Origin of the sequence: uncultured Cellulomonas sp., from assembly GCF_947494015.1 — a bacterium.
Lineage (GTDB): Bacteria > Actinomycetota > Actinomycetes > Actinomycetales > Cellulomonadaceae > Pengzhenrongella.
The window spans coordinates 228,194-247,003 of record NZ_CANLTL010000004.1 but is presented as its reverse complement, the minus strand read 5'-3'; the positions used below and the strand labels follow the sequence as shown (position 1 = coordinate 247,003).

18 protein-coding genes are annotated in these 18,810 nt (G+C 74.1%); all 18 read left to right on the top strand.

All coding sequences use genetic code 11. The annotated features are described in order from the left end of the window. Position 1: 1 nt before the first annotated feature. Positions 2-832 carry a shikimate dehydrogenase gene (locus Q0840_RS06600; protein WP_298457789.1) on the top strand — a complete coding sequence of 277 codons (831 nt, stop codon included), beginning with the start codon at positions 2-4 and terminating at the stop codon, positions 830-832. A 121-nt stretch (positions 833-953) separates the two neighbouring features. After that, on the top strand, positions 954-2,624 hold the full coding sequence (locus Q0840_RS06595; protein WP_298457787.1) for a GspE/PulE family protein: 1,671 nt from the start codon (positions 954-956) through the stop codon (positions 2,622-2,624). Between the two features lie 209 nt (positions 2,625-2,833). Next, the gene (locus tag Q0840_RS06590; protein WP_298457785.1) at positions 2,834-4,357 is read left to right on the top strand and encodes a type IV pilus twitching motility protein PilT; all 1,524 of its coding nucleotides are present in this window, start codon (positions 2,834-2,836) and stop codon (positions 4,355-4,357) included. Continuing rightward, a complete protein-coding gene (locus Q0840_RS06585; protein WP_298457783.1) occupies positions 4,357-5,583 on the top strand; it encodes a type II secretion system F family protein in 1,227 nt (408 codons plus the stop codon). The genes Q0840_RS06590 and Q0840_RS06585 overlap by 1 nt, the downstream gene beginning before the upstream one ends. A gap of 216 nt (positions 5,584-5,799) precedes the next feature. Further along, the gene (locus tag Q0840_RS06580) at positions 5,800-6,222 is read left to right on the top strand and encodes a type II secretion system protein (RefSeq protein ID WP_298457781.1); all 423 of its coding nucleotides are present in this window, start codon (positions 5,800-5,802) and stop codon (positions 6,220-6,222) included. A gap of 111 nt (positions 6,223-6,333) precedes the next feature. Then, positions 6,334-7,749, top strand: a complete 1,416-nt coding sequence (locus tag Q0840_RS06575) for a prepilin-type N-terminal cleavage/methylation domain-containing protein (RefSeq protein WP_298457778.1) — start codon at positions 6,334-6,336, stop codon at positions 7,747-7,749. After that, complete coding sequence (locus Q0840_RS06570) at positions 7,746-8,474, top strand: hypothetical protein (RefSeq protein WP_298457774.1); 729 nt, start codon at positions 7,746-7,748, stop codon at positions 8,472-8,474. The genes Q0840_RS06575 and Q0840_RS06570 overlap by 4 nt, the downstream gene beginning before the upstream one ends. Then, the gene (locus Q0840_RS06565) at positions 8,471-10,276 is read left to right on the top strand and encodes a hypothetical protein (protein WP_298457772.1); all 1,806 of its coding nucleotides are present in this window, start codon (positions 8,471-8,473) and stop codon (positions 10,274-10,276) included. Before Q0840_RS06570 ends, Q0840_RS06565 begins: the two co-directional genes overlap by 4 nt. Then, on the top strand, positions 10,273-11,115 hold the full coding sequence (locus Q0840_RS06560) for an A24 family peptidase (protein ID WP_298457771.1): 843 nt from the start codon (positions 10,273-10,275) through the stop codon (positions 11,113-11,115). Before Q0840_RS06565 ends, Q0840_RS06560 begins: the two co-directional genes overlap by 4 nt. A gap of 91 nt (positions 11,116-11,206) precedes the next feature. Further along, a complete protein-coding gene (pilM, locus tag Q0840_RS06555; protein WP_298457769.1) occupies positions 11,207-12,280 on the top strand; it encodes a type IV pilus assembly protein PilM in 1,074 nt (357 codons plus the stop codon). Beyond that, complete coding sequence (locus Q0840_RS06550) at positions 12,277-12,966, top strand: fimbrial assembly protein (protein ID WP_298457767.1); 690 nt, start codon at positions 12,277-12,279, stop codon at positions 12,964-12,966. The genes pilM and Q0840_RS06550 overlap by 4 nt, the downstream gene beginning before the upstream one ends. Before the next feature lies 1 nt (position 12,967). Continuing rightward, complete coding sequence (locus tag Q0840_RS06545; protein ID WP_298457765.1) at positions 12,968-13,804, top strand: hypothetical protein; 837 nt, start codon at positions 12,968-12,970, stop codon at positions 13,802-13,804. A gap of 75 nt (positions 13,805-13,879) precedes the next feature. Beyond that, complete coding sequence (aroC, locus tag Q0840_RS06540; protein ID WP_298457762.1) at positions 13,880-15,073, top strand: chorismate synthase; 1,194 nt, start codon at positions 13,880-13,882, stop codon at positions 15,071-15,073. Beyond that, positions 15,070-15,657, top strand: coding sequence for a shikimate kinase (locus Q0840_RS06535; protein WP_298457760.1), 588 nt, complete (start codon positions 15,070-15,072; stop codon positions 15,655-15,657). The genes aroC and Q0840_RS06535 overlap by 4 nt, the downstream gene beginning before the upstream one ends. Further along, a complete protein-coding gene (gene aroB / locus Q0840_RS06530) occupies positions 15,654-16,808 on the top strand; it encodes a 3-dehydroquinate synthase (RefSeq protein ID WP_298457757.1) in 1,155 nt (384 codons plus the stop codon). Before Q0840_RS06535 ends, aroB begins: the two co-directional genes overlap by 4 nt. Positions 16,809-17,017: 209 nt before the next feature. Further along, positions 17,018-17,473 (top strand): type II 3-dehydroquinate dehydratase, encoded by a 456-nt coding sequence (locus Q0840_RS06525; protein ID WP_298457754.1) that lies wholly within the window; start codon positions 17,018-17,020, stop codon positions 17,471-17,473. Positions 17,474-17,607: 134 nt separating this feature from the next. Then, positions 17,608-18,264, top strand: a complete 657-nt coding sequence (locus Q0840_RS06520; RefSeq protein ID WP_298457751.1) for a hypothetical protein — start codon at positions 17,608-17,610, stop codon at positions 18,262-18,264. After that, positions 18,261-18,743: a hypothetical protein gene (locus Q0840_RS06515; protein WP_298457748.1), complete on the top strand. Its 483-nt coding sequence runs from the start codon at positions 18,261-18,263 to the stop codon at positions 18,741-18,743. Before Q0840_RS06520 ends, Q0840_RS06515 begins: the two co-directional genes overlap by 4 nt. Positions 18,744-18,810: the final 67 nt, after the last annotated feature.

Sequence of the window (18,810 nt, the reverse complement as noted above, 5' to 3'; positions counted from 1 at the left end):
CGTGCTGGGCCACCCGGTCCAGCACTCCCTGTCACCGGTCCTGCACCGCGCGGCGTACACCGCCCTGGGCCTGACCGACTGGCGGTACGACTGGCTCGACGTGACGTCCGAGATGCTGCCCGAGGTGCTGGCCACGCTCGACGGCACCTGGGCCGGTCTGAGCCTGACCATGCCGCTCAAGCACACCGTCGTGCCGCTGCTGGACCACGTCGAGCCGCTCGCCGAGGTCGTCGGCGCGGTCAACACCGTGCTCGTCCAGCACGCCCCCGGCCGTCCGGTGCTCGTGGGCGCGAACACCGACGTGCACGGGCTCGTGGCGGCGCTCGAGGAGGGACTGCAGCAGCGACCCGCGGGTTCCGGGCCGCTGACCGCCGTCGTCGTCGGTGCCGGGGCGACCGCTGCCTCCACGCTCGCGGCCCTGGGCCAGCTGGGCTGCTCGACGCCGTCGGTGCACCTGCGCTCGCTGGGCCGCGCCGGGTCGCTGATCCGGGCGGCGCACCGCATGGGCGTCGAGCCCCGGTACGCCGGGCTGGACACCGCCGCGGCGGCCGCGGCCGGCGCGGACGTCGTGGTCTCCACGGTGCCCGCGCACGCCGCTGACGGGCTGGCCGCCGAGCTGGGTGGACGACAGGTGCACGGCGTCCTGCTCGACGTCGTCTACGACCCCCGCCCGACGGCGCTGTCGACGGCGTGGGCGGCGGCCGGGGGCGTCGTCGTCGGCGGTGAGCGCATGCTGCTGCACCAGGCGGCCGAGCAGGTCCGCCTGATGACCGGGCGGGTCGCGCCGCTGGCGGCGATGGACGACGCGCTGCGGGAGCGGCTGGCCGGCTGACGGCCCCGGACGCCGGGGCGGGACGCCTCAGCGCGGGGACCCCGCGGTCGATAGGCGCAGCGACACCCTCCACGTCGTGCCCGACGTCCGGAGGCCGCGCCCCGCACCCGGAGGACCACCTGTGAAGCAGCTCGGCGAGATCCTGCTCGACGGCGGCGTCATCACGCAGGCCCAGCTGCTGACCGCCCTGGACGAGCAGTCCACCCGCGGGACGTCGCTCGGGCGCACGCTCGTCGACACGGGTGTGGTCTCCGAGGCGCAGCTGACGGCCGCCCTCGCCACGCAGGTCGGCATGGAGTTCATCGACCTGGAGGACTACGCCGTCGACCGCGCCGCGGTCGCCCGCGTGCCGGCGGCCCTGTGCCGGCGTCACGACGTGCTCCCGATCGCCGTCAAGGACGGCGTTCTCGTGGTGGCGACGTCCAACCCCGGCAACGTGGTGGCCGTCGACGACGTCCGGGCCATGGCCGGGATGACCGTGCGTCCGGTGGTCGCGACCCACGACGACCTGCTGCGCGCCATCGACCGCTACTGCCGCGCCGACGGCGAGATGGAGGATCTGTCCTCGGCGTTCGAGGTGCTCCAGGTCGTCGAGGAGGACCTCGCCCGCGCCGGTGCCGTCGCGGACTCCGAGGCCCCGATCGTCCGGTTCGTCAACCTGCTGGTCACGCAGGCCATCACCGACCGGGCCTCGGACATCCACATCGAACCGACCGAGCACCACCTGCGGGTGCGCTACCGCATCGACGGTGTGCTGCACGAGACCCAGCGGGCCCCCAAGCAGATCCAGAGCGGAGTCGTCTCCCGGATCAAGATCCTGGCGGACATCGACATCGCCGAGCGCCGCAAGCCCCAGGACGGCCGCATGTCGGTGACCCACAACGGTCGCAAGGTGGACCTGCGGGTCGCCACCCTGCCGACCGTGTGGGGCGAGAAGATCGTGCTGCGGATCCTCGACAACTCCACCGCGAGCCTGGACCTGCGCGAGCTGTCCTTCACGGACGGCAACCTGGCCGCGTACCGCCGATCGTACGCCAAGCCCTACGGGATGATCCTGGTGACCGGGCCGACCGGTTCGGGCAAGTCGACGACGCTCTACGCGACCGTGAACGCGGTCTCGCGTCCGGAGATCAACGTGATCACCGTGGAGGACCCGGTCGAGTACCGGCTGCCGGGCATCAACCAGGTGCAGGTCAACCCCAAGGCCGGGCTGACCTTCGCCGGCGCGCTGCGCTCCATCCTGCGGTCGGACCCCGACGTCGTGCTGCTCGGCGAGATCCGCGACCACGAGACCGCGCAGATCTCCGTGGAGGCCGCCCTGACCGGTCACCTCGTGCTGTCCACGCTGCACACCAACGACGCACCGTCGGCGGTGACCCGCCTGGTCGAGATGGGCATCGAGCCCTTCCTCGTCGGCTCCGCCCTGGATGCGGTGGTCGCCCAGCGCCTCGCGCGCCGGCTGTGCGCGAAGTGCAAGCAGCCGTACGCACCGACCCCCGCCGAGCTCGCGGCGGCGGGGTTCCCCTGGGCGCCGGGGGAGGACCTGCCCGTCCTGCACCGCGCGGTGGGGTGCGTCTCGTGCTCGAAGACCGGCTACCGCGGACGGCTCGCGGTGCACGAGGTCATGCAGGTCACGGAGGCCATCGAGCGGCACGTGGTCGCCCGGTCGTCCAGCGCGGAGATCGCCCGGACGGCGCGCGCGGAGGGCATGGTGCCGCTGCGCCAGGACGGCTGGGACAAGGTCACCGCCGGGCTGACCTCCGTCGAGGAGGTGCTGCGGGTCGTCGCCTGACGCCGTGGCGCGCCCCGCACGGTCCACCGGGGCGGGTGGCCCTGGTCGTCGGCGCGAACCCCGGCCCGGCGACCGCGTGCGGACCGCCCGACGTCGCCACCCCGTCTCCCTCATGGACGGCACCGACCGGGTCGATAGGACAGCCGCAGAGGCACCGGACCACGGTGCACCGCTCCCGCCACCCGTGGGCGGACGAGACGTGGAGGCGCATGCCCGTGACCGAGCCGTACCCGACGCCGTCCTGGTCCGACCGGGCGCCGACCACGATGTCGACCGGGCCCGTCGACACGGCCGGACCACCTGGGACCACCAGGTCCCTGATGCCCGTGACGTACGTCCCCTCGCCCGACGTGCCGGCAGCGGCCGCCACCGGCGCCACGGTGCCCACCGCGCCCCCGCCGCCGGCGCAGGACCTGTTCGCCAGCCCGCTGCCGACCGGTCCGACCGGTCCGGCCGGCTTCCCCGCACCCGGCGCGGCCGGCTACCCCGCATCCGGTGCGGCCGGTGGGCCGCTCCCGGCGGTGGCCGCGGGGCCCGGCGCGCGGCTGGGCATGCGGGCCGAGTCGTCGGAGGGCGGCGTCGACCTGGACGCGGCGCTGCGGGCCACCGTCGAGGTCGGCGCCTCCGACCTGCACCTGACGAGCGGGACCACGCCGATGGTTCGGGTGAACGGTGCGCTGCGGCCGCTGGACGGATTCGCCGCCCTGACCAGCGAGGCGCTCCAGCGGTCGATCTTCGCGAGCCTGACCCAGCGGCAGCGAGATCAGTTCGACGCCGAGCTCGAGCTCGACCTCGCCCTCGCGGTGCCGGGGCTGGCGCGGTTCCGGGTGAACCTGTATCGCCAGCGCGAGTCGATCGGCGGCGCGTTCCGGCTGATCCCGCACGAGATCAAGCCCCTCGAGGAGCTCGGCATGCCCTCGGTCGTCGGTGGCCTCGCCGGCCTGCCCCGGGGGTTGGTCCTGGTCACCGGACCGACCGGCTCGGGCAAGTCCACGACGCTCGCGTCGATCATCGACCTGGCGAACCGGACCCGCAACGACCACATCATGACGGTCGAGGACCCGATCGAGTTCCTGCACCGGCACAAGGGCTGCCTGGTCAACCAGCGCGAGGTCGGCGCCGACACGCTGTCCTTCGCGAGCGCGCTCAAGCACGCCCTGCGGCAGGACCCGGACATCATCCTGGTCGGCGAGCTGCGTGACCTCGAGACCATGTCGGTCGCCCTGACAGCGGCCGAGACGGGGCACCTGGTCTTCGCGACCCTGCACACCCAGGACGCCGCCCAGACGATCGACCGCATCATCGACGTCTTCCCGGCCGGGCAGCACGCGCAGGTCCGCACCCAGCTGGCGGGTGCCACCCAGGCCGTGGTGTCGCAGTCGCTGTGCCGGACGGCCAACGGTCTGGGCCGCGTCGTCGCGACCGAGGTCATGCTCGCGACCCCCGCCATCCGCAACCTCATCCGCGAGGGCAAGACGCACCAGATCTCCTCGGCCATGCAGTCGGGCGCCGACCACGGCATGCACACCCTCGACCAGAGCCTGGCGCGCCTCGTGCGCGAGGGGCGCATCACCTACGAGACCGGGCTCGAGAAGGCCCGGCACGTCGACGACTACAACAACCTCGCGGGTCGGTCGGCCCGGATGAACCAGGGGGCCTCGGCGATGAGTGCACTGACCACGAGCGGGCTGGCCGCACCCGGTCACCGGATGCCCGGGACGGGGGTGCACTGATGGTCGCCACGCGCGCGTTCGAGTACTCCGTCGCCGACAGGAACGGCAAGGTCGTCAAGGGCCGCATCGACGCCAGCAACGAGGCCGCGGTCGTCACCCGGCTGCGGACGATGGGCATGGCACCGCTCACCGTGGGAGAGGTCCGCACGAGCGGCCTGCAACGGGAGATCACGCTGCCCGCACTGGCCGAACGGGTCGTCCTGAAGGACCTGGCCGTCATGTCACGGCAGATGGCCACGATGATCTCCGCCGGGCTGTCGCTGCTCAAGGCGCTGTCGATCCTCGCCGAGCAGACTCCGAGCAAGGGCCTGGCCAAGGTGCTCGGCCAGATCTGCGTCGACGTCGAGGCCGGGTCGGCGCTGTCGGACTCCCTGGGCCGTCACCCCGGCGTCTTCCCCCCGCTGATGGTCAACATGATCCGGGCCGGCGAGATCGGCGGGTTCCTCGAGGACTCGCTGCGGTCGGTGGCCGACAACTACGAGGCCGAGGTCAAGCTGCGCGCCCGGATCAAGTCCGCGCTGACGTACCCGGTGATGGTGTTCGTCATGGCGATCCTCGCCGTGGTCGGCATGCTGCTGTTCATCGTCCCGGTGTTCGAGGACATGTTCGCCGACCTCGGCGGCACGCTGCCGCTGCCGACCCGGGTGCTCGTGGTGCTGTCCGGGCTCATGAGGTGGATCGCGCCGGCGCTCGCGGTGGTCCTGGTCGCCCTGTCGCTGTGGTGGCGCGCGCACCGCCGGGACGAGGCGGTCCGCGCCCGGGTGGATCCGGCGCTGCTCCGGCTCCCGGTCTTCGGACCGCTGCTCGCGAAGGTCTCGGTCGCACGGTTCACCCGCAACCTCGGCACCATGCTGGGCGCGGGCGTGCCCATCCTGCAGGCGCTGGACATCGTGGGGCAGACGAGCGGCAGCTGGGTCGTCGAGCGCGCCGTGCGGGAGGTGCGCGAGAGCGTGCGGTCCGGGCAGTCGCTCGCGGGGCCGCTGGCCAGGCACCCGGTGTTCCCGCCGATGGTGGTGCAGATGATCGCGACCGGCGAGGACGCCGGCGCCATGGAGACGATGCTCGGCAAGATCTCCGACTTCTACGACGACGAGGTCGCCGCCACCACCGACCAGCTGACCTCCCTCATCGAGCCGCTCATGATCGCGGTCCTCGGCGTGGTGGTCGGCGGGATGATCGTCGCCCTGTACCTGCCGATCTTCTCCATCTTCGAGCTCGTCGGCTGACGCGTCGACGCCCGCGCGTGCATTCCTGGTCGCGTTCTTCCCGCCCGGTCACGCCCTTTCCGGCTCGCTGGTCCGCCCTCCGGGTGAATCCCCCGCGGACCCCCGGAGGAATTGCTACGCCGGGTCCACCACCGGCCGATGGGCCGGGTGCCTGACACACACAGCCCGACCAGCGGGCCCCACCCCACATCATCACGACTCGAAAGAGGCACGACCATGCAGGCTCGCATCCGCAAGACCATGGAGGAGCGCGCGAAGGGCGACAAGGGCTTCACCCTCATCGAGCTCCTCGTCGTCATCGTCATCATCGGCATCCTCGCCGCCATCGCCATCCCGACGTTCCTCAGCCAGCGGGAGAAGGGCTGGGCCACCCAGACGAAGGCCGACCTGCGCAACGCGGCCATCGCCGCGGAGTCCTTCGGCGTCGACAACGGCGGCACCTTCACCGGCCTCAACTCCACCGCGCTGACCACCAACGGGTTCCGCTCGACCGCGGACGTCACCACGACGCCGGCGGTCGACACCACGAACACCACGCTGTTCACGATCAAGGCGACGCACTCGAAGCTGCCCGCCGACAAGGACACCTACACCTACACCAGCTCGACCGGCGTGGTCACCGGCCCCACGGCCAACTGACGCAGGCGCAGTCGTGTGGGGCGTCGCGTGCCGCGGCGCCCCACACGCTCGCTGCGACCCGCGTGCTCCCCCCCGCCCCACCCGAGACCGTCCCGAGAGGAGTCGTCGCCCGTGCGCACCATCCCCGGCCCGCTCCACCGCGTGCGACAGGGTGAGGACGGTCTCACGCTGGTCGAGGTGGTCGTGGCGATGATGATCCTCGCGGTCATCTCGACCAGCGTGATCTACGGGATGCTCCAGGTGCTGTCGATGACCCGGGACTCGCGGGCCCGTGAGGTCGCCGCCAACCTCGCCGCGGAGGAGATCGACCTGGCCCGCGACAGCGCCGACCTGTTCGCGCTGCTCGACGGAGACCGGACGGTCACCCTCAACGGCGACCGCTTCACGGTGCGGCGGACCACCCAGTGGGTGGCGGACCCGGCCACCGAGGTGCGGTGCGGAGCCGGCGGCACGGGGCTGCGCTACAAGCGGGTCCGGGTCACCGTCACCTGGGACGGCATGCGCGCGGCGACCACGCCGGTGCAGTCCGTGACCGTGCTGAACCCGCGCGACAAGGTGAACGACCCCACCAAGGGGACCATCCTCGTCTCGGTCCTCGGCGCCGGCGGCACCGGCCGCTCGGGCGTCACGGTCACCGCGACGCCGACCGCCTCGGTCAGCGGCAACACCGCCCGGCCGCTGACCCGGGCGCCGGCGCTCACCGACGCGCAGGGGTGCAGCTACGTCCTCATGGTCACGCCCGGCGTGTACGACGTCACGGTCGCGCGCACCGGGTACGTCGACACCCGCCAGGCGGAGTCGTCGACCCAGTCGGTCGGTGTCGTGCAGGGGACGTCGGTCGCGGTGGTGGTCGAGCTCGACCAGCACGCGCAGGTGGACGCCGCGCTCGGCGCGGGGTACGTCGCGGCGCCCGGCGAGAGCGTCTGGGCCCCGGGCGACCTGCCGACGTCATTCGTGAGCACCTACGCGTCGGGGGGTGTGTTCGCGCTGCGGCCGGCCACGACGACGACGGATCCCTCGATGCGCTTCCGCGTCTACCCGTTCCCGTCGGGCTACGAGGTGTTCGCCGGAACCTGCGCGGCGGCCGACCCCGCCGCCTGGGAGCCGGTCGTCGACAACGCTCAGACGCTGACCGGGCGGCGGGGCGCCGGGATCGCCGTGGCGCCCGGGTCCGCGGTCGCGGCGTCGGTGCGGACCGGTGTGGTCCGGGTCGATCTCGGAGTCGCCCCGGCCGGCACGGTCCGCTTCGTGCGCGCGGTCGCGGCGGCCGGCTCCGTGCCGGGGCAGCCCGGGTGCGACCCCACGACGTTGACCTTCGCCGGGACGGCGGCCCGTCCGGTCCCGGAGGACGGCCGCCTGACCCTCCTGCTGCCGTACGGCTCGTGGAGCCTGGACCATGGGGTGGTCGGCTCCGCCGACCCCCCCGTCGCGCTCACCGCGGACCGCATCGTCCCCGTCGGCGTCCCGGTGCGCACGACCGTCACGCCGTCGGGCGTGGTCACCTTCGACCCGCGATCCGCGTCATGAGGCGTCGGGTGCGCGGGCGTGACGCCGAGGCGGGCACGACCCTCGCCGAGCTGCTCGTCACGATGACGGTGCTCTCGCTGCTGGGGGTGCTGCTCGTCGGACTCACCGTGACCGTGTCCGGCGCCTTCACCCGCGACCGGTCCCTCACCGACAGCACGCGCGAGGCGTCCGTCGTCATGCGGGAGGTCACCCGGGTCATCCGGTCGGCCGCCACCGTCAAGGTGGCGGGCCAGGCCACGGACGACCCCGCGTTCCTGGTCGCCGGCCCGCATGCCCTCGTCGTGCGCACCTACGTCGACACCGACTCGGACGCTCCGAGCCCGGTCGTGGTGCGGTTCGACGTCACCGACGCCGGCCAGTTGACCGAGAGCCGGTGGCCGGCCGTCGCCGGCAGCGCGCCGTACTGGACCTTCGCGGGCCTGCCCGCCGCCCCGTTCCAGCTCGCGCCCGACACCTGGACCGGGGCCGCGTGGACCCGCACCCTGGGTCGGGGCCTCACCCCGCCGGCCACGGGCTCGGTGAGCACCTTCCGCTACCACGACGCCGACGGCGACGAGCTCGTCCCGGGCTCCGCCGGCCTCGCCGCCAACCAGCTCGCCGGCGTCGCGAGCGTCACCGTCACCGTCTCCGTCCAGGCCGATGCCACCGGGCGGGCCCGGCCCGTCGTCCTGCGCAACAGCGTCGGGCTGCCCAACCTGGGCCTGTCCCGAAGGGCCACCTCATGAACCGGCGACGACGTCCCGGTGGGGCGGACCGTGACCGCGGCGTCGCGCTGATCACGGTCATCGGCGCCGGCGTCGTGCTGTCGATCCTCATGGTCGCCGCCATCTCGTACTCGATCGCCTCGACGCGCTCGGCGCGCGCGACGCAGGACTGGAACGCGGCGCTGGCCGCGGCCTACGCGGGCATCGAGGAGTTCGAGAGCCGCCTCGCGGACGACACGACGTACTTCCGGTACGGCAACCCTGCGCACGCCTTCAGCGCGGGCAGCGCCGTCACGCTGCCCCCGGCCGCGGCCACGAACCCCGCCTTCGGCGTCGGGGTGGGCGGGACGTGGGCCACCGTGGCCGGCAGCGGTGGCGCGTCGTCGTTCCGGTACGAGGTGGACAGCCGGCGCTTCTACGCCGACGGCACCGTCCGGGTCCGGTCCACGGGCCGGGCGAACGGCCAGACCCGGACCGTCGTCGCCGACCTGCGTCAGCAGGGCTTCGCCGACTTCCTCTACTTCACCGACTTCGAGATCCAGGACCCCGACATCCTCGTCGCGCAGTGGGTGGCTGCGGGGTACGGGACCAGGGAGCAGCTCCGGGCCCTCTGGGACACCGAGTGCGGCAGGTACGCATGGGCCGGACGCCGCTCGGACGGCCTGTGCTCCGAGATCACGTTCGGGTCCGGCGACGTCATCCGCGGGCCGCTGCACTCCAACGACACCCTCCGCACCGCCTGCAGCGCGACGTTCAAGGCCCGGGTGAGCACGGCGTTCAACCCGGCGACCGGGCCCCGGTACGTGCGGCAGGACTCCCCGGGGGTGGCGTGCGGCGCCGGGACCTTCGAGATCCCCGGCAGCCCCGCCTACCACCCGGTCATCGCGATGCCCGCCACGAACACGCTCCTGCGCAAGGAGATGCGCTCTGACCTGGTCGGTCAGGGCGTGTCGACCCCGGGTTGCCTCTACACCGGGCCCACGGCGATCACGTTGGTCGGGGACGGCACGATGGTCGTGCGGTCGCCGTGGACACGGGCCACCAACGTGGTCGGGGACACGCCGACGTCCGGCAGCGCGCCGGCGCACTGCGGCCGTCCCGGGAGCGACCCCGGGAGCCTGGGCGGGCCGACCGGTGCGGTGGTGCCCGTCCCGGACGACAACGTCGTCTACGTGCAGAACGTCCCCACCCGGGACACCGACCCGAACTACGCCGCGACGCCCCCGGCCGGGCTGACCCCGTCCACGGCGACCGACGCCGGCAACGGGCTCGGCTACCCGCTGCCGACCGAGGCCGCGCCCCTGGGGTCCACCCAGGCGCAACCCGCCTACGGACCCCGCAACGGCGACGTGTTCGTCTCCGGGGTGCTGCAGGGCCAGGTCACCATCGCCGCGGAGAACTACATCTACGCCGTCGGGGACGTCAAGCTGGCCGACGCGCGCCGGGACATGCTCGGGCTCATCGGGAACAACGCCGTCTTCGTGTGGAACCCGGTGACCTCGTCCAGGCAGAGCCTGCTCGGCGGCTCGAACCGCCGGATCGACGCGGCGATCATGTCCGTCGCGCACACCTTCGGGGTGCAGAACTACGACCGTGGCGGCAACCGCGGCACGCTGACCGTGAACGGCGCCATCGCCCAGCGGTTCCGGGGCATCGTGCGGGGCGGCAGCGGCACCAACGGCTACGCCAAGAACTACGTGTACGACGAGAGGTTCACGTCGGTGGGACCTCCGAAGTTCCTCTCGCCGGTGAACGTGACCTACGGCGTGAACGTGTGGGTCGAGGTGGGCCGGGCGATGCGTGCGGACGGGTCGTACCGATGACCGGTGCGACGGCGGCCGGGCCGCTCCACGTGCCGGTCGACCCGGCGCTCGCCGGCCTGCTCACCCTCCTCGTGGCGCTGCTCGGGCTCGCCGTCGGCTCGTTCGTCAACGTCGTGGTGTGGCGCCTGCCGCGCGGGGAGTCGCTGTCCCGGCCGCCGAGCGCGTGCCCGGGCTGCGGCCGGCGGGTCGCGCCGCGGGACAACGTGCCGGTGGTGTCGTGGCTGGCGCTGCGCGGGCGGTGCCGCGCCTGCGGCATGCGGATCTCGACGCGCTACCCGCTCGTCGAGGCGGGGACCGCCGTGCTCTTCGTCGCGGTCGCCGCGCGGTTCGGGCTGGATCCGGGCGGGGCGTGGGCCCTGCCGGCGTTCTGGTACCTCGCGGCGGTGGCCGTCGCGCTCGCCCTGATCGACATCGACACCCACCGGCTGCCGGACCGGATCGTGCTGCCCTCCTACCTCGTCGGGCTGGTCCTGCTCGCCGTCGCGAGCGCGGCGACCGGCGACTGGGCGGCGCTGGTGCGCGGCGTCGTCGGGGCGGCCGTGCTGTGGACCGCGTACTTCGCGATGGTGCTGGCCTACCCGACGGGCATGGGCTTCGGCGACGTCAAGCTCGCGGGCGTGCTCGGTCTGCACCTGGGGTGGGTCGGCTGGGGCGCCCTGGCCGTCGGCGCCTTCGCCGCCTTCGTGCTCGGCGGGGTGTTCGCGGTCGGGCTGCTCGTCACGGGACGCGCGAGCCGCACGTCGGGCATCCCGTTCGGCCCGTGGATGCTCGTTGGCGCCGCCGCCGGCGTCGTGGTGGGGGAGCCGCTGTGGGCTGCCTACCTCGGCCTGCTGGTCTGACCCGGCACGGCTTGCCCGGGGGCGATCCCTCACGCGGACCGGTGGGGCGCCGATGGGTGGCGCGAGAGATCTCCGGGGAAGGGACGGTCACGTGGCCAGAGGACGAGTCATCGGGCTCGACATCGGCACGACGCACGTGCGCGCGGCCGAGCTCGAGTTCGGCAAGGGTGGTCCGTCGCGCGCCGGCAGCGCCACGGTGGTGCGGGTCGGTCAGGTCGACCTGCCGCGCGGAGCCGTGCGTGACGGGGAGGTGGCCGAGACCGCCACGGTCGCCGCGGCGCTCCGACAGCTGTGGGCCCGGACCGGGTTCAGCCACAAGGACGTCGTCGTGGGCATCGGCAACCAGCGGGTCGTCGTCCGTGACCTCGACCTGCCGTGGATGCCCGCCGACAAGGTGCGGACCGCGCTGCCGTTCCAGGTGGAGGACCTGCTGCCCGTCGCGGTCGAGGACGCGCTGCTGGACTACGTCACCACCGGGTCCGTGACCGGCGAGCACGGCGCGATGCTCCAGGGCCTCCTCGTCGCCGCCACGAAGGAGACCGTGCTCGCCAACACCTCGGCCGTGGAGGCCGCGGGGTTGCGGCCCGTCATGGTCGACCTCGGCGCGTTCGCCCTGTCGCGGGTGATGACCCGCGGCGACGTCGGCGAGCGCACCGTCGCGCTGCTCGACATCGGAGCCCGCGTGACCACCCTCGCGATCACCGCCGCGGGCACCCCCAAGTTCGTCCGGATGCTGCCGATGGGCGGCCAGGACGTGACCGACGCCGTCGCGATCGCGCTCGGGATCAGCCGTGCCGACGCCGAGCAGGTCAAGCGGCACATCGGCATCGGCTCGACGGTCGACCCCGAGCGGGCGGCGGCAGCCGAGCGCATCGCGGCGGTGACCACCTCGCTCGTCGAGGCGGTGCGCAACACGCTCGTCTACTACGCGAGCAACAACCCGGGCGCCGCCGTGGAGCTCGTCGTCCTCACCGGCGGCGGGTCGCAGCTGCCGGGGCTCGGTCAGCACCTGGCCAGCGTCAGCCGGACGGCGGTCACGCACGGCCAGCCGCTGTCCACCCTCCAGCTGAGCACGGGCAAGGGCGCCGCGCCCGACCCCGACCTCGTCCGGGACCAGCACGCGCTCGCCATCCCGCTCGGACTCGCGTTCGGAGCTGCAGCATGACCGTCACCCTCGACCGTCCCTCGACGACGCACACGTCGTCCGCACCGCCCCTCGCCCAGGTCAACCTGCTGCCGCCCGAGATCCGGGCCCGCCGGGCCGTGCAGCGGCTGTCCCGGTGGCTCGTCGGGGGCCTGTCCGCGCTCACCTTGGCGCTGGTCGCCGGCTACGTCGCCGCGGACCGCCAGGTCGACGCGGCCGACGCCGTGCTCGAGGCCGCGCAGGCCAGGACGGCCACCCTCACGCAGCAGCAGCTCGCCTACGCCGACGTCCCGACCGTGCTCAACCGGGTCGCCCTCCTGCAGGAGGCGCGCGCCCAGGGCTTCTCCACCGAGGTGTCGTGGGCACCCGTGCTGCGATCCGTCCTCGCCGTCCTGCCCGACGGAGCCGAGCTGCACTCGGCCACCCTCACCGCGGCGACACCGATGGTGGCCGCGGCGCCCGCCGTCGACCCGCTGCAGGCCGCGAGCCTGGCTCGGCTGACCCTCACCGCCAGCACCACCACCCTGCCCGCCACCGCGGACTGGGTCTCCGCCCTGAACGCCACGCCGGGGCTCTCCGACGCGTGGGTGTCCGCCGTGACCCTCACCGCCGACGAGGACGGGGCGCTGCACTACGACGTCAGCGCCAGCGTGCAGGTGACCGACCAGGCCCTTACGCACCGCTTCGACGTCCAGGAGGACAGCTGACATGGCCACCGTGCGCCGCACCCCCGCGACCACGTCGAACTGGCTCGCCGCGACCGCGATGATCGCTGCGGCGATGATGGCCGGTGGCTGGTTCCTCGCCATCGGTCCCCGGCTCGCCGAGGCGGCCGACACCCGGACCGACGCCGCGTCGGTCGAGGAGCGCAACCTCGTGCTCGACGCGCAGCTGACCGCGCTCGAGCAGCAGGACGCCGAGCTTCCCGCGCTCGAGTCCGAGCTCGTCACCCTGCAGGCGCAGCTGCCGCCGGACGCGCGGCTGCCGGCGCTCCTCGACGAGCTCTCCGCGCTCGCCGACACCCACGCCGTGACCCTGCTCGCGGTCACGCCCGGCACGCCGACGGCCGTGGCGCCGAGCGAGGCCGCACCCGCGGCTGCGGTCGCGGACGGCGCAGCGTCCACGGAGCCGGCGGCGGACGCCACGACGGACCCGGTCGCCGAGCAGACGGCGCCCGCGACCACCTCGACCACCGCCGCCGTCAGCCCGATCCCCGGCTTCGTCGCGGTCCCGGTGCAGCTGACGGCCCTCGGAGCCACGGACGACGTGCTCGCGTTCCTCGAGGCGCTCCAGACGACGACCACGCGGCTGCTCCTGGTCACCGCCCTGACCGGGACGGGGCAGCCCGACGCCGAGCCGGCCGGCGGCCGTCCGGCGACCCGGACCGGCGACGTCGAGATGCGCGTCGACGGCCTCGCGTACGTGCTGGTCGACCACCTCGCGGTCGCCCCGACCCCGCAGCCGGAGGCGAGCGGTGCGCCGGTGACCGAGGGGGGCACGGCCGGCCTGACCAGCGCGTCGTCGGGCACCGTCGGAGTCGGCTGACCCGGTGGTCGCCGGCCAGCGTCCGGAGCCCGGACGCTGGCCGGGGCGGTCCCGTCCGGATGGGATGATCGCGCCATGCTGCGTTGGTTGACCGCCGGAGAGTCGCACGGAGAAGCCCTGGTCGGGATCCTCGAGGGGCTGCCCGCGGGCGTCGAGATCACCACCCGCGACATCCAGGACGCCCTGGCCCGCCGCCGCCTGGGCTACGGCCGCGGTGCGCGGATGAAGTTCGAGCAGGACGAGGTCCGCATCCTCGGCGGCGTGCGGCTCGGCGAGAGCCAGGGCGGGCCGGTCGCGATCGAGGTCGGCAACACCGAGTGGCCCAAGTGGGTCGACGTCATGTCGGCCGACCCCGTCGACGACCCGGAGAAGCTCAACCGGGCCCGCAACGCACCCCTGACGCGTCCGCGGCCGGGCCACGCGGACCTCGTGGGCATGCGCAAGTACGCCTTCGACGACGCCCGACCCGTCCTGGAGCGCGCCTCGGCGCGCGAGACCGCCACCCGCGTCGCGCTCGGCACGGTCGCCGCGCGGTTCCTCGAGCAGGCGGCCGGCATCCGGCTGGTGTCGCACGTGGTCGCGATCGGCCCCGTCGGCGTGCCCGACGACGCCCCGCTGCCCACTCCCGACGACGTCGCCGCCCTGGACGCGGACCCGGTGCGCTGCGCGCACGGCCCGACGTCGGCCGCGATGGTCGCCGAGATCGACGACTGCCACAGCGCCGGTGACACCCTGGGCGGGATCGTGGAGGTGCTCGCGTACGGCGTGCCGTCCGGCATCGGCACGTACGTGCACGGGGACCGCCGGCTGGACGCACGGCTGGCCGGGGCGCTGATGAGCATCCAGGCCATCAAGGGGGTCGAGGTCGGCGACGGCTTCCGGACCGCGACCCGGCGCGGCTCGCGGGCGCACGACGAGATCGACCGCGACCCGGCGTCCGGGCGCATCCGCCGGCTGAGCAACCGCGCCGGCGGCATCGAGGGTGGCATGGCGAACGGCGAGGTGGTGCGGGTGCGCGCCGCGATGAAGCCCATCTCGACCGTCCCGCGCGCGCTGTCCACGGTCGACACCGCCAACGGCGAGCCGGCCAAGGCCCAGCACCAGCGCTCGGACGTGTGCGCCGTCCCCCCGGCCGCCGTCGTCGCCGAGGCCATGACGGCCCTCGTGCTCGCCGAGGCCCTGCTGGAGAAGTTCGGCGGGGACTCGGTCGGCGAGGTGGCGCGCAACGTCGCGGCGTACCTGGACGCGGTCCCGGAGCTGCAGCGGTGACGCCCGCCGCAGGTCCGGTCGTGGTGCTGGTGGGGCCGCCGGGTGCGGGCAAGTCCACGGTGGCGCGCTCCCTCGCCGCGATGCTCGGGGTCGCCGCCCGCGACACCGACCACGACGTCGAGGTGGCGGCCGGCAAGCCGATCCGCGAGGTGTTCGTCGACGACGGCGAGCCGGCCTTCCGTGCCCTCGAGCGCGCCGCCGTCGTGCGCGCGCTGGCCGAGCACGACGGCGTCCTCGCGCTCGGCGGCGGTGCGGTCATGGACCCCCTGACCGAGGCCGACCTGGCCGCGCACGCCGCCGCGGGCGGGACCGTGGCCTTCCTCGACGTGTCGCTGTCCCACGCCGCACCGCGCGTCGGGTTCAACCAGTCCCGGCCGTTGCTCGTCGGCAACCCCCGCGCGCAGTGGCAGGCGCTGATGGAGCGCCGTCGGCCGGTGTACGAGCGGGTCGCCACCCTGGTGGTCAGCACCGACGCCCGGCCCGCCGCCGACGTCGCCCGCGCCATCGCGGGCAGCATCGCCGGCGACGTCACCGGCAGTGTCGCGACCGCCCCCGCCCCGTCCTCCGAAGGAGACCCCCGGTGACCGACACCGACCGCACCGGTACCCGCGTCGTGCACGTCCCGGGGGAGCAGCCCTACGACGTGGTGATCGGGCGGCGGCTGCTCGGCGAGCTGCCCGCCCTGCTCGGGGACGGCGTCCAGCGGGTGCTCGTGCTGTGCACCGAGGCGATGACGACGTCGGCCGAGGCGGTCCGCGAGGACCTGGCCGCGCAGGGCTACACGGCGATCCTGGCCGAGGTCCCGGACGCGGAGAACGCCAAGTCCGCCCAGGTGGCGGCGTTCTGCTGGCAGATCCTGGGGCAGTCCGACTTCACCCGGTCCGACGCGATCGTGTCGGTCGGCGGTGGCGCGACGACCGACCTCGCCGGCTTCGTCGCGTCGACCTGGCTGCGCGGGATCACGGTGGTGCACGTGCCGACGACGCTGCTGGCGATGGTCGACGCCGCGGTCGGTGGCAAGACGGCGATCAACACCGTGGAGGGCAAGAACCTCGTCGGCACCTTCCACCCCCCGGCCGGGGTGCTGTGCGACCTGGCGGCGCTCGAGTCGCTGCCGAAGTGGGACTTCGTGGCCGGCCTCGCCGAGGTCATCAAGTGCGGGTTCATCGCCGACCCGCGCATCCTCGAGCTCGTCGAGGCGGACCCGGCCGGGCTGGTCGAGCGGGCCGGGACGTCCGGCGCGGACACCGCGGGCGAGGACGTGCTGATCGAGCTGATCGAGCGGGCCGTGCGGGTCAAGGCGCGGGTCGTGGGGGAGGACCTCACCGAGTCGGGCCTGCGCGAGATCCTCAACTACGGGCACACGCTCGCGCACGCGATCGAGCAGGTCGAGCGGTACGCCTGGCGGCACGGCGCCGCGGTCTCGGTCGGGATGGTGTTCGTCGCCGAGCTCGCGCGCCTCGCCGGACGCCTGGACGACGCAGTCGTCGACCGGCACCGGGCGATCCTGGAGTCGGTGGGGCTGCCGGTGACCTACCGCGGCGACCGGTGGGAGCAGCTGCTGGCGGTCATGCGCCGCGACAAGAAGTCCCGCGGCGACCTGCTGCGCTTCGTGGTGCTGGACGACGTCGCCAAGCCGTCGCGGCTGGAGGGTCCCGACCCGACGCTGCTGGCCGCGGCGTACGCGGAGATCAGCGTCGACGCGCCGACCGGACGGGCCCCGATCGCGCTGTAGGTGACGGCGTGGGGTGCGCCGGGTCGCCGTCCGCGTGGTGCTCGGCGCTGGTGCCCAGGCGCTCGACGTCGGCCGGGCGGAGCGCACGGTCAACGGCCCCCCGTGGGGCCGCGCTCATCGCGCGCGACGAGCACCGGGCGATGTCCCGGGTGCACTGCGCCTCCCCCCGCGGTCCGTCCTGCGGCGGTCCGCCCCCTAGGCTCGCGCGCATGACCCACGTGCTCGTGCTCAACGGACCCAACCTCGGCCGCCTCGGGGTGCGAGAGCCGGAGGTGTACGGCTCTGCGTCCCACGCCGACCTCGTGGACGCCGCGGGGAGGTGGGGCGCCGACGTCGGTCTGGACGTCGAGGTCCGGCAGACCGACGACGAGTCCGAGATCGTCGGCTGGCTGCACGAGGCCGTCGACACCCGCAGCCACGTGGTGCTCAACCCGGCGGCCTTCACGCACTACTCCTACGCCCTGCGCGACGCCGCCGCGCAGGTCACCACGGCAGGTCTGCAGCTGGTCGAGGTGCACCTGTCCAACCCGGCGGCGCGCGAGTCGTTCCGCCAGCACTCCGTCGTGGGCGCGGTCGCGACGGGCACGGTGGCCGGCTTCGGGTTCCGCTCCTACCGCTACGCCCTGGCCGCCATCGCCGACGCCCTGGCCGACCGTCCCACGTAAATCCCACGGAGGTCCCGCGGAGGTCCCGCGGAGGTCCCGTGGACGGCGACCGAGCCCGAGCAGATCGACCCTGGTACGGCTACGAACAAGTTCTCCGCCTTGTTGTCGATCGCACTAGGCCGTAGCCTTGTCCGATGCTCGTCCTCACGATCGACCAGCAGGGCAGCCGTCGGGTGGGGGACCGCGTCGACGTGCTCCTGATCCACCTGGACCGCCACCTGGCGCGCACGCCGGCCACCGGCGGGCTCGTCCGACCCTTCGAGCGCACGGTCGGCGACGAGGTCCAGGCGGTCGTGGACGACGGCGACCTCGCCGTCGACCTGGTGCTCAGCGTCCTGCGCCTCGGAGGGTGGAGTGTCGGTGTGGGCTGCGGCGCGGTGGACCATCCCCTGCCCGCCAGCAGCCGCGCCGGGTCCGGGCCGGCGTTCGTCCTGGCGCGCGAGGCCGTGGAGCGCGCCAAGTCGCGGCCGGGCGCGGTGCCGGCGGCGGTCGCGGGGGAGGACCCGGTCGCCGCAGCCGACGCCGAGGCCGTCCTCACCCTGGTGGCCGCGGTGGCCGGGCGGCGCACGCCGGCCGGCTGGGCGGTCATCGACACCCTGCGGGACCTCGATGTGGGTGCCCGGCAGGAGGATGTCGCCGGGCGCCTCGGGATCACGCAGCAGGCGGTGAGCCAACGACTGCGCACGGCCCTGTGGGCGGAGGAGCTCGCGGCCCGGCCGCTGCTCGGCCGGCTGCTGGTCGCCGCCGGGACCCCCGCGCGCACGGCGGCACGGACGGAGGGGGACCGATGAACGCGGGGCTGACGGCGCTCGTCGTCGTGGGTGCGCTGGCCGTGTCGGCGCTCGGCGGCTGGGGGGCCGTCGCCGGCCTGCTGCGCGTCGCCTCGCGCTCACCCGACTCCGGGCCCGTCGACGCCGACGACCCCCCGCCGTCGCAGCCCGTCACGCCGGGCGGCTGGGTGCCGCCGGGGCCGGTCCTGCCGCCCGAGCCCGCCCGCGCCACCGAGCCCGACGAGCCGGGCCCGCTGCGGGGAGGCACGTGGATCGGCGTCCTGGAGCGGGTCGCGGTGACCGGCGTGCTGCTGGCCGGTTACCCGGCCGGTGTCGCGTTCGTCATCGCGATCAAGGGGCTGGGGCGCTACCCCGAGCTCCGCGAGCACCCGGGCAGCTCCGAGCGGTTCGTGATCGGGACGCTGGGGTCCCTGGTCTGGGCGGCCGGGTGCGGAATCCTCGGCGCGGTCCTCCTGGGGACCTCCGTGCTGGCGGTCTGACCGATCCGCCGGCAGCGACGGAAGGGGTCGGAGCAGCGGACCGGGGCTGAGCGGCAGAACGGGTCGG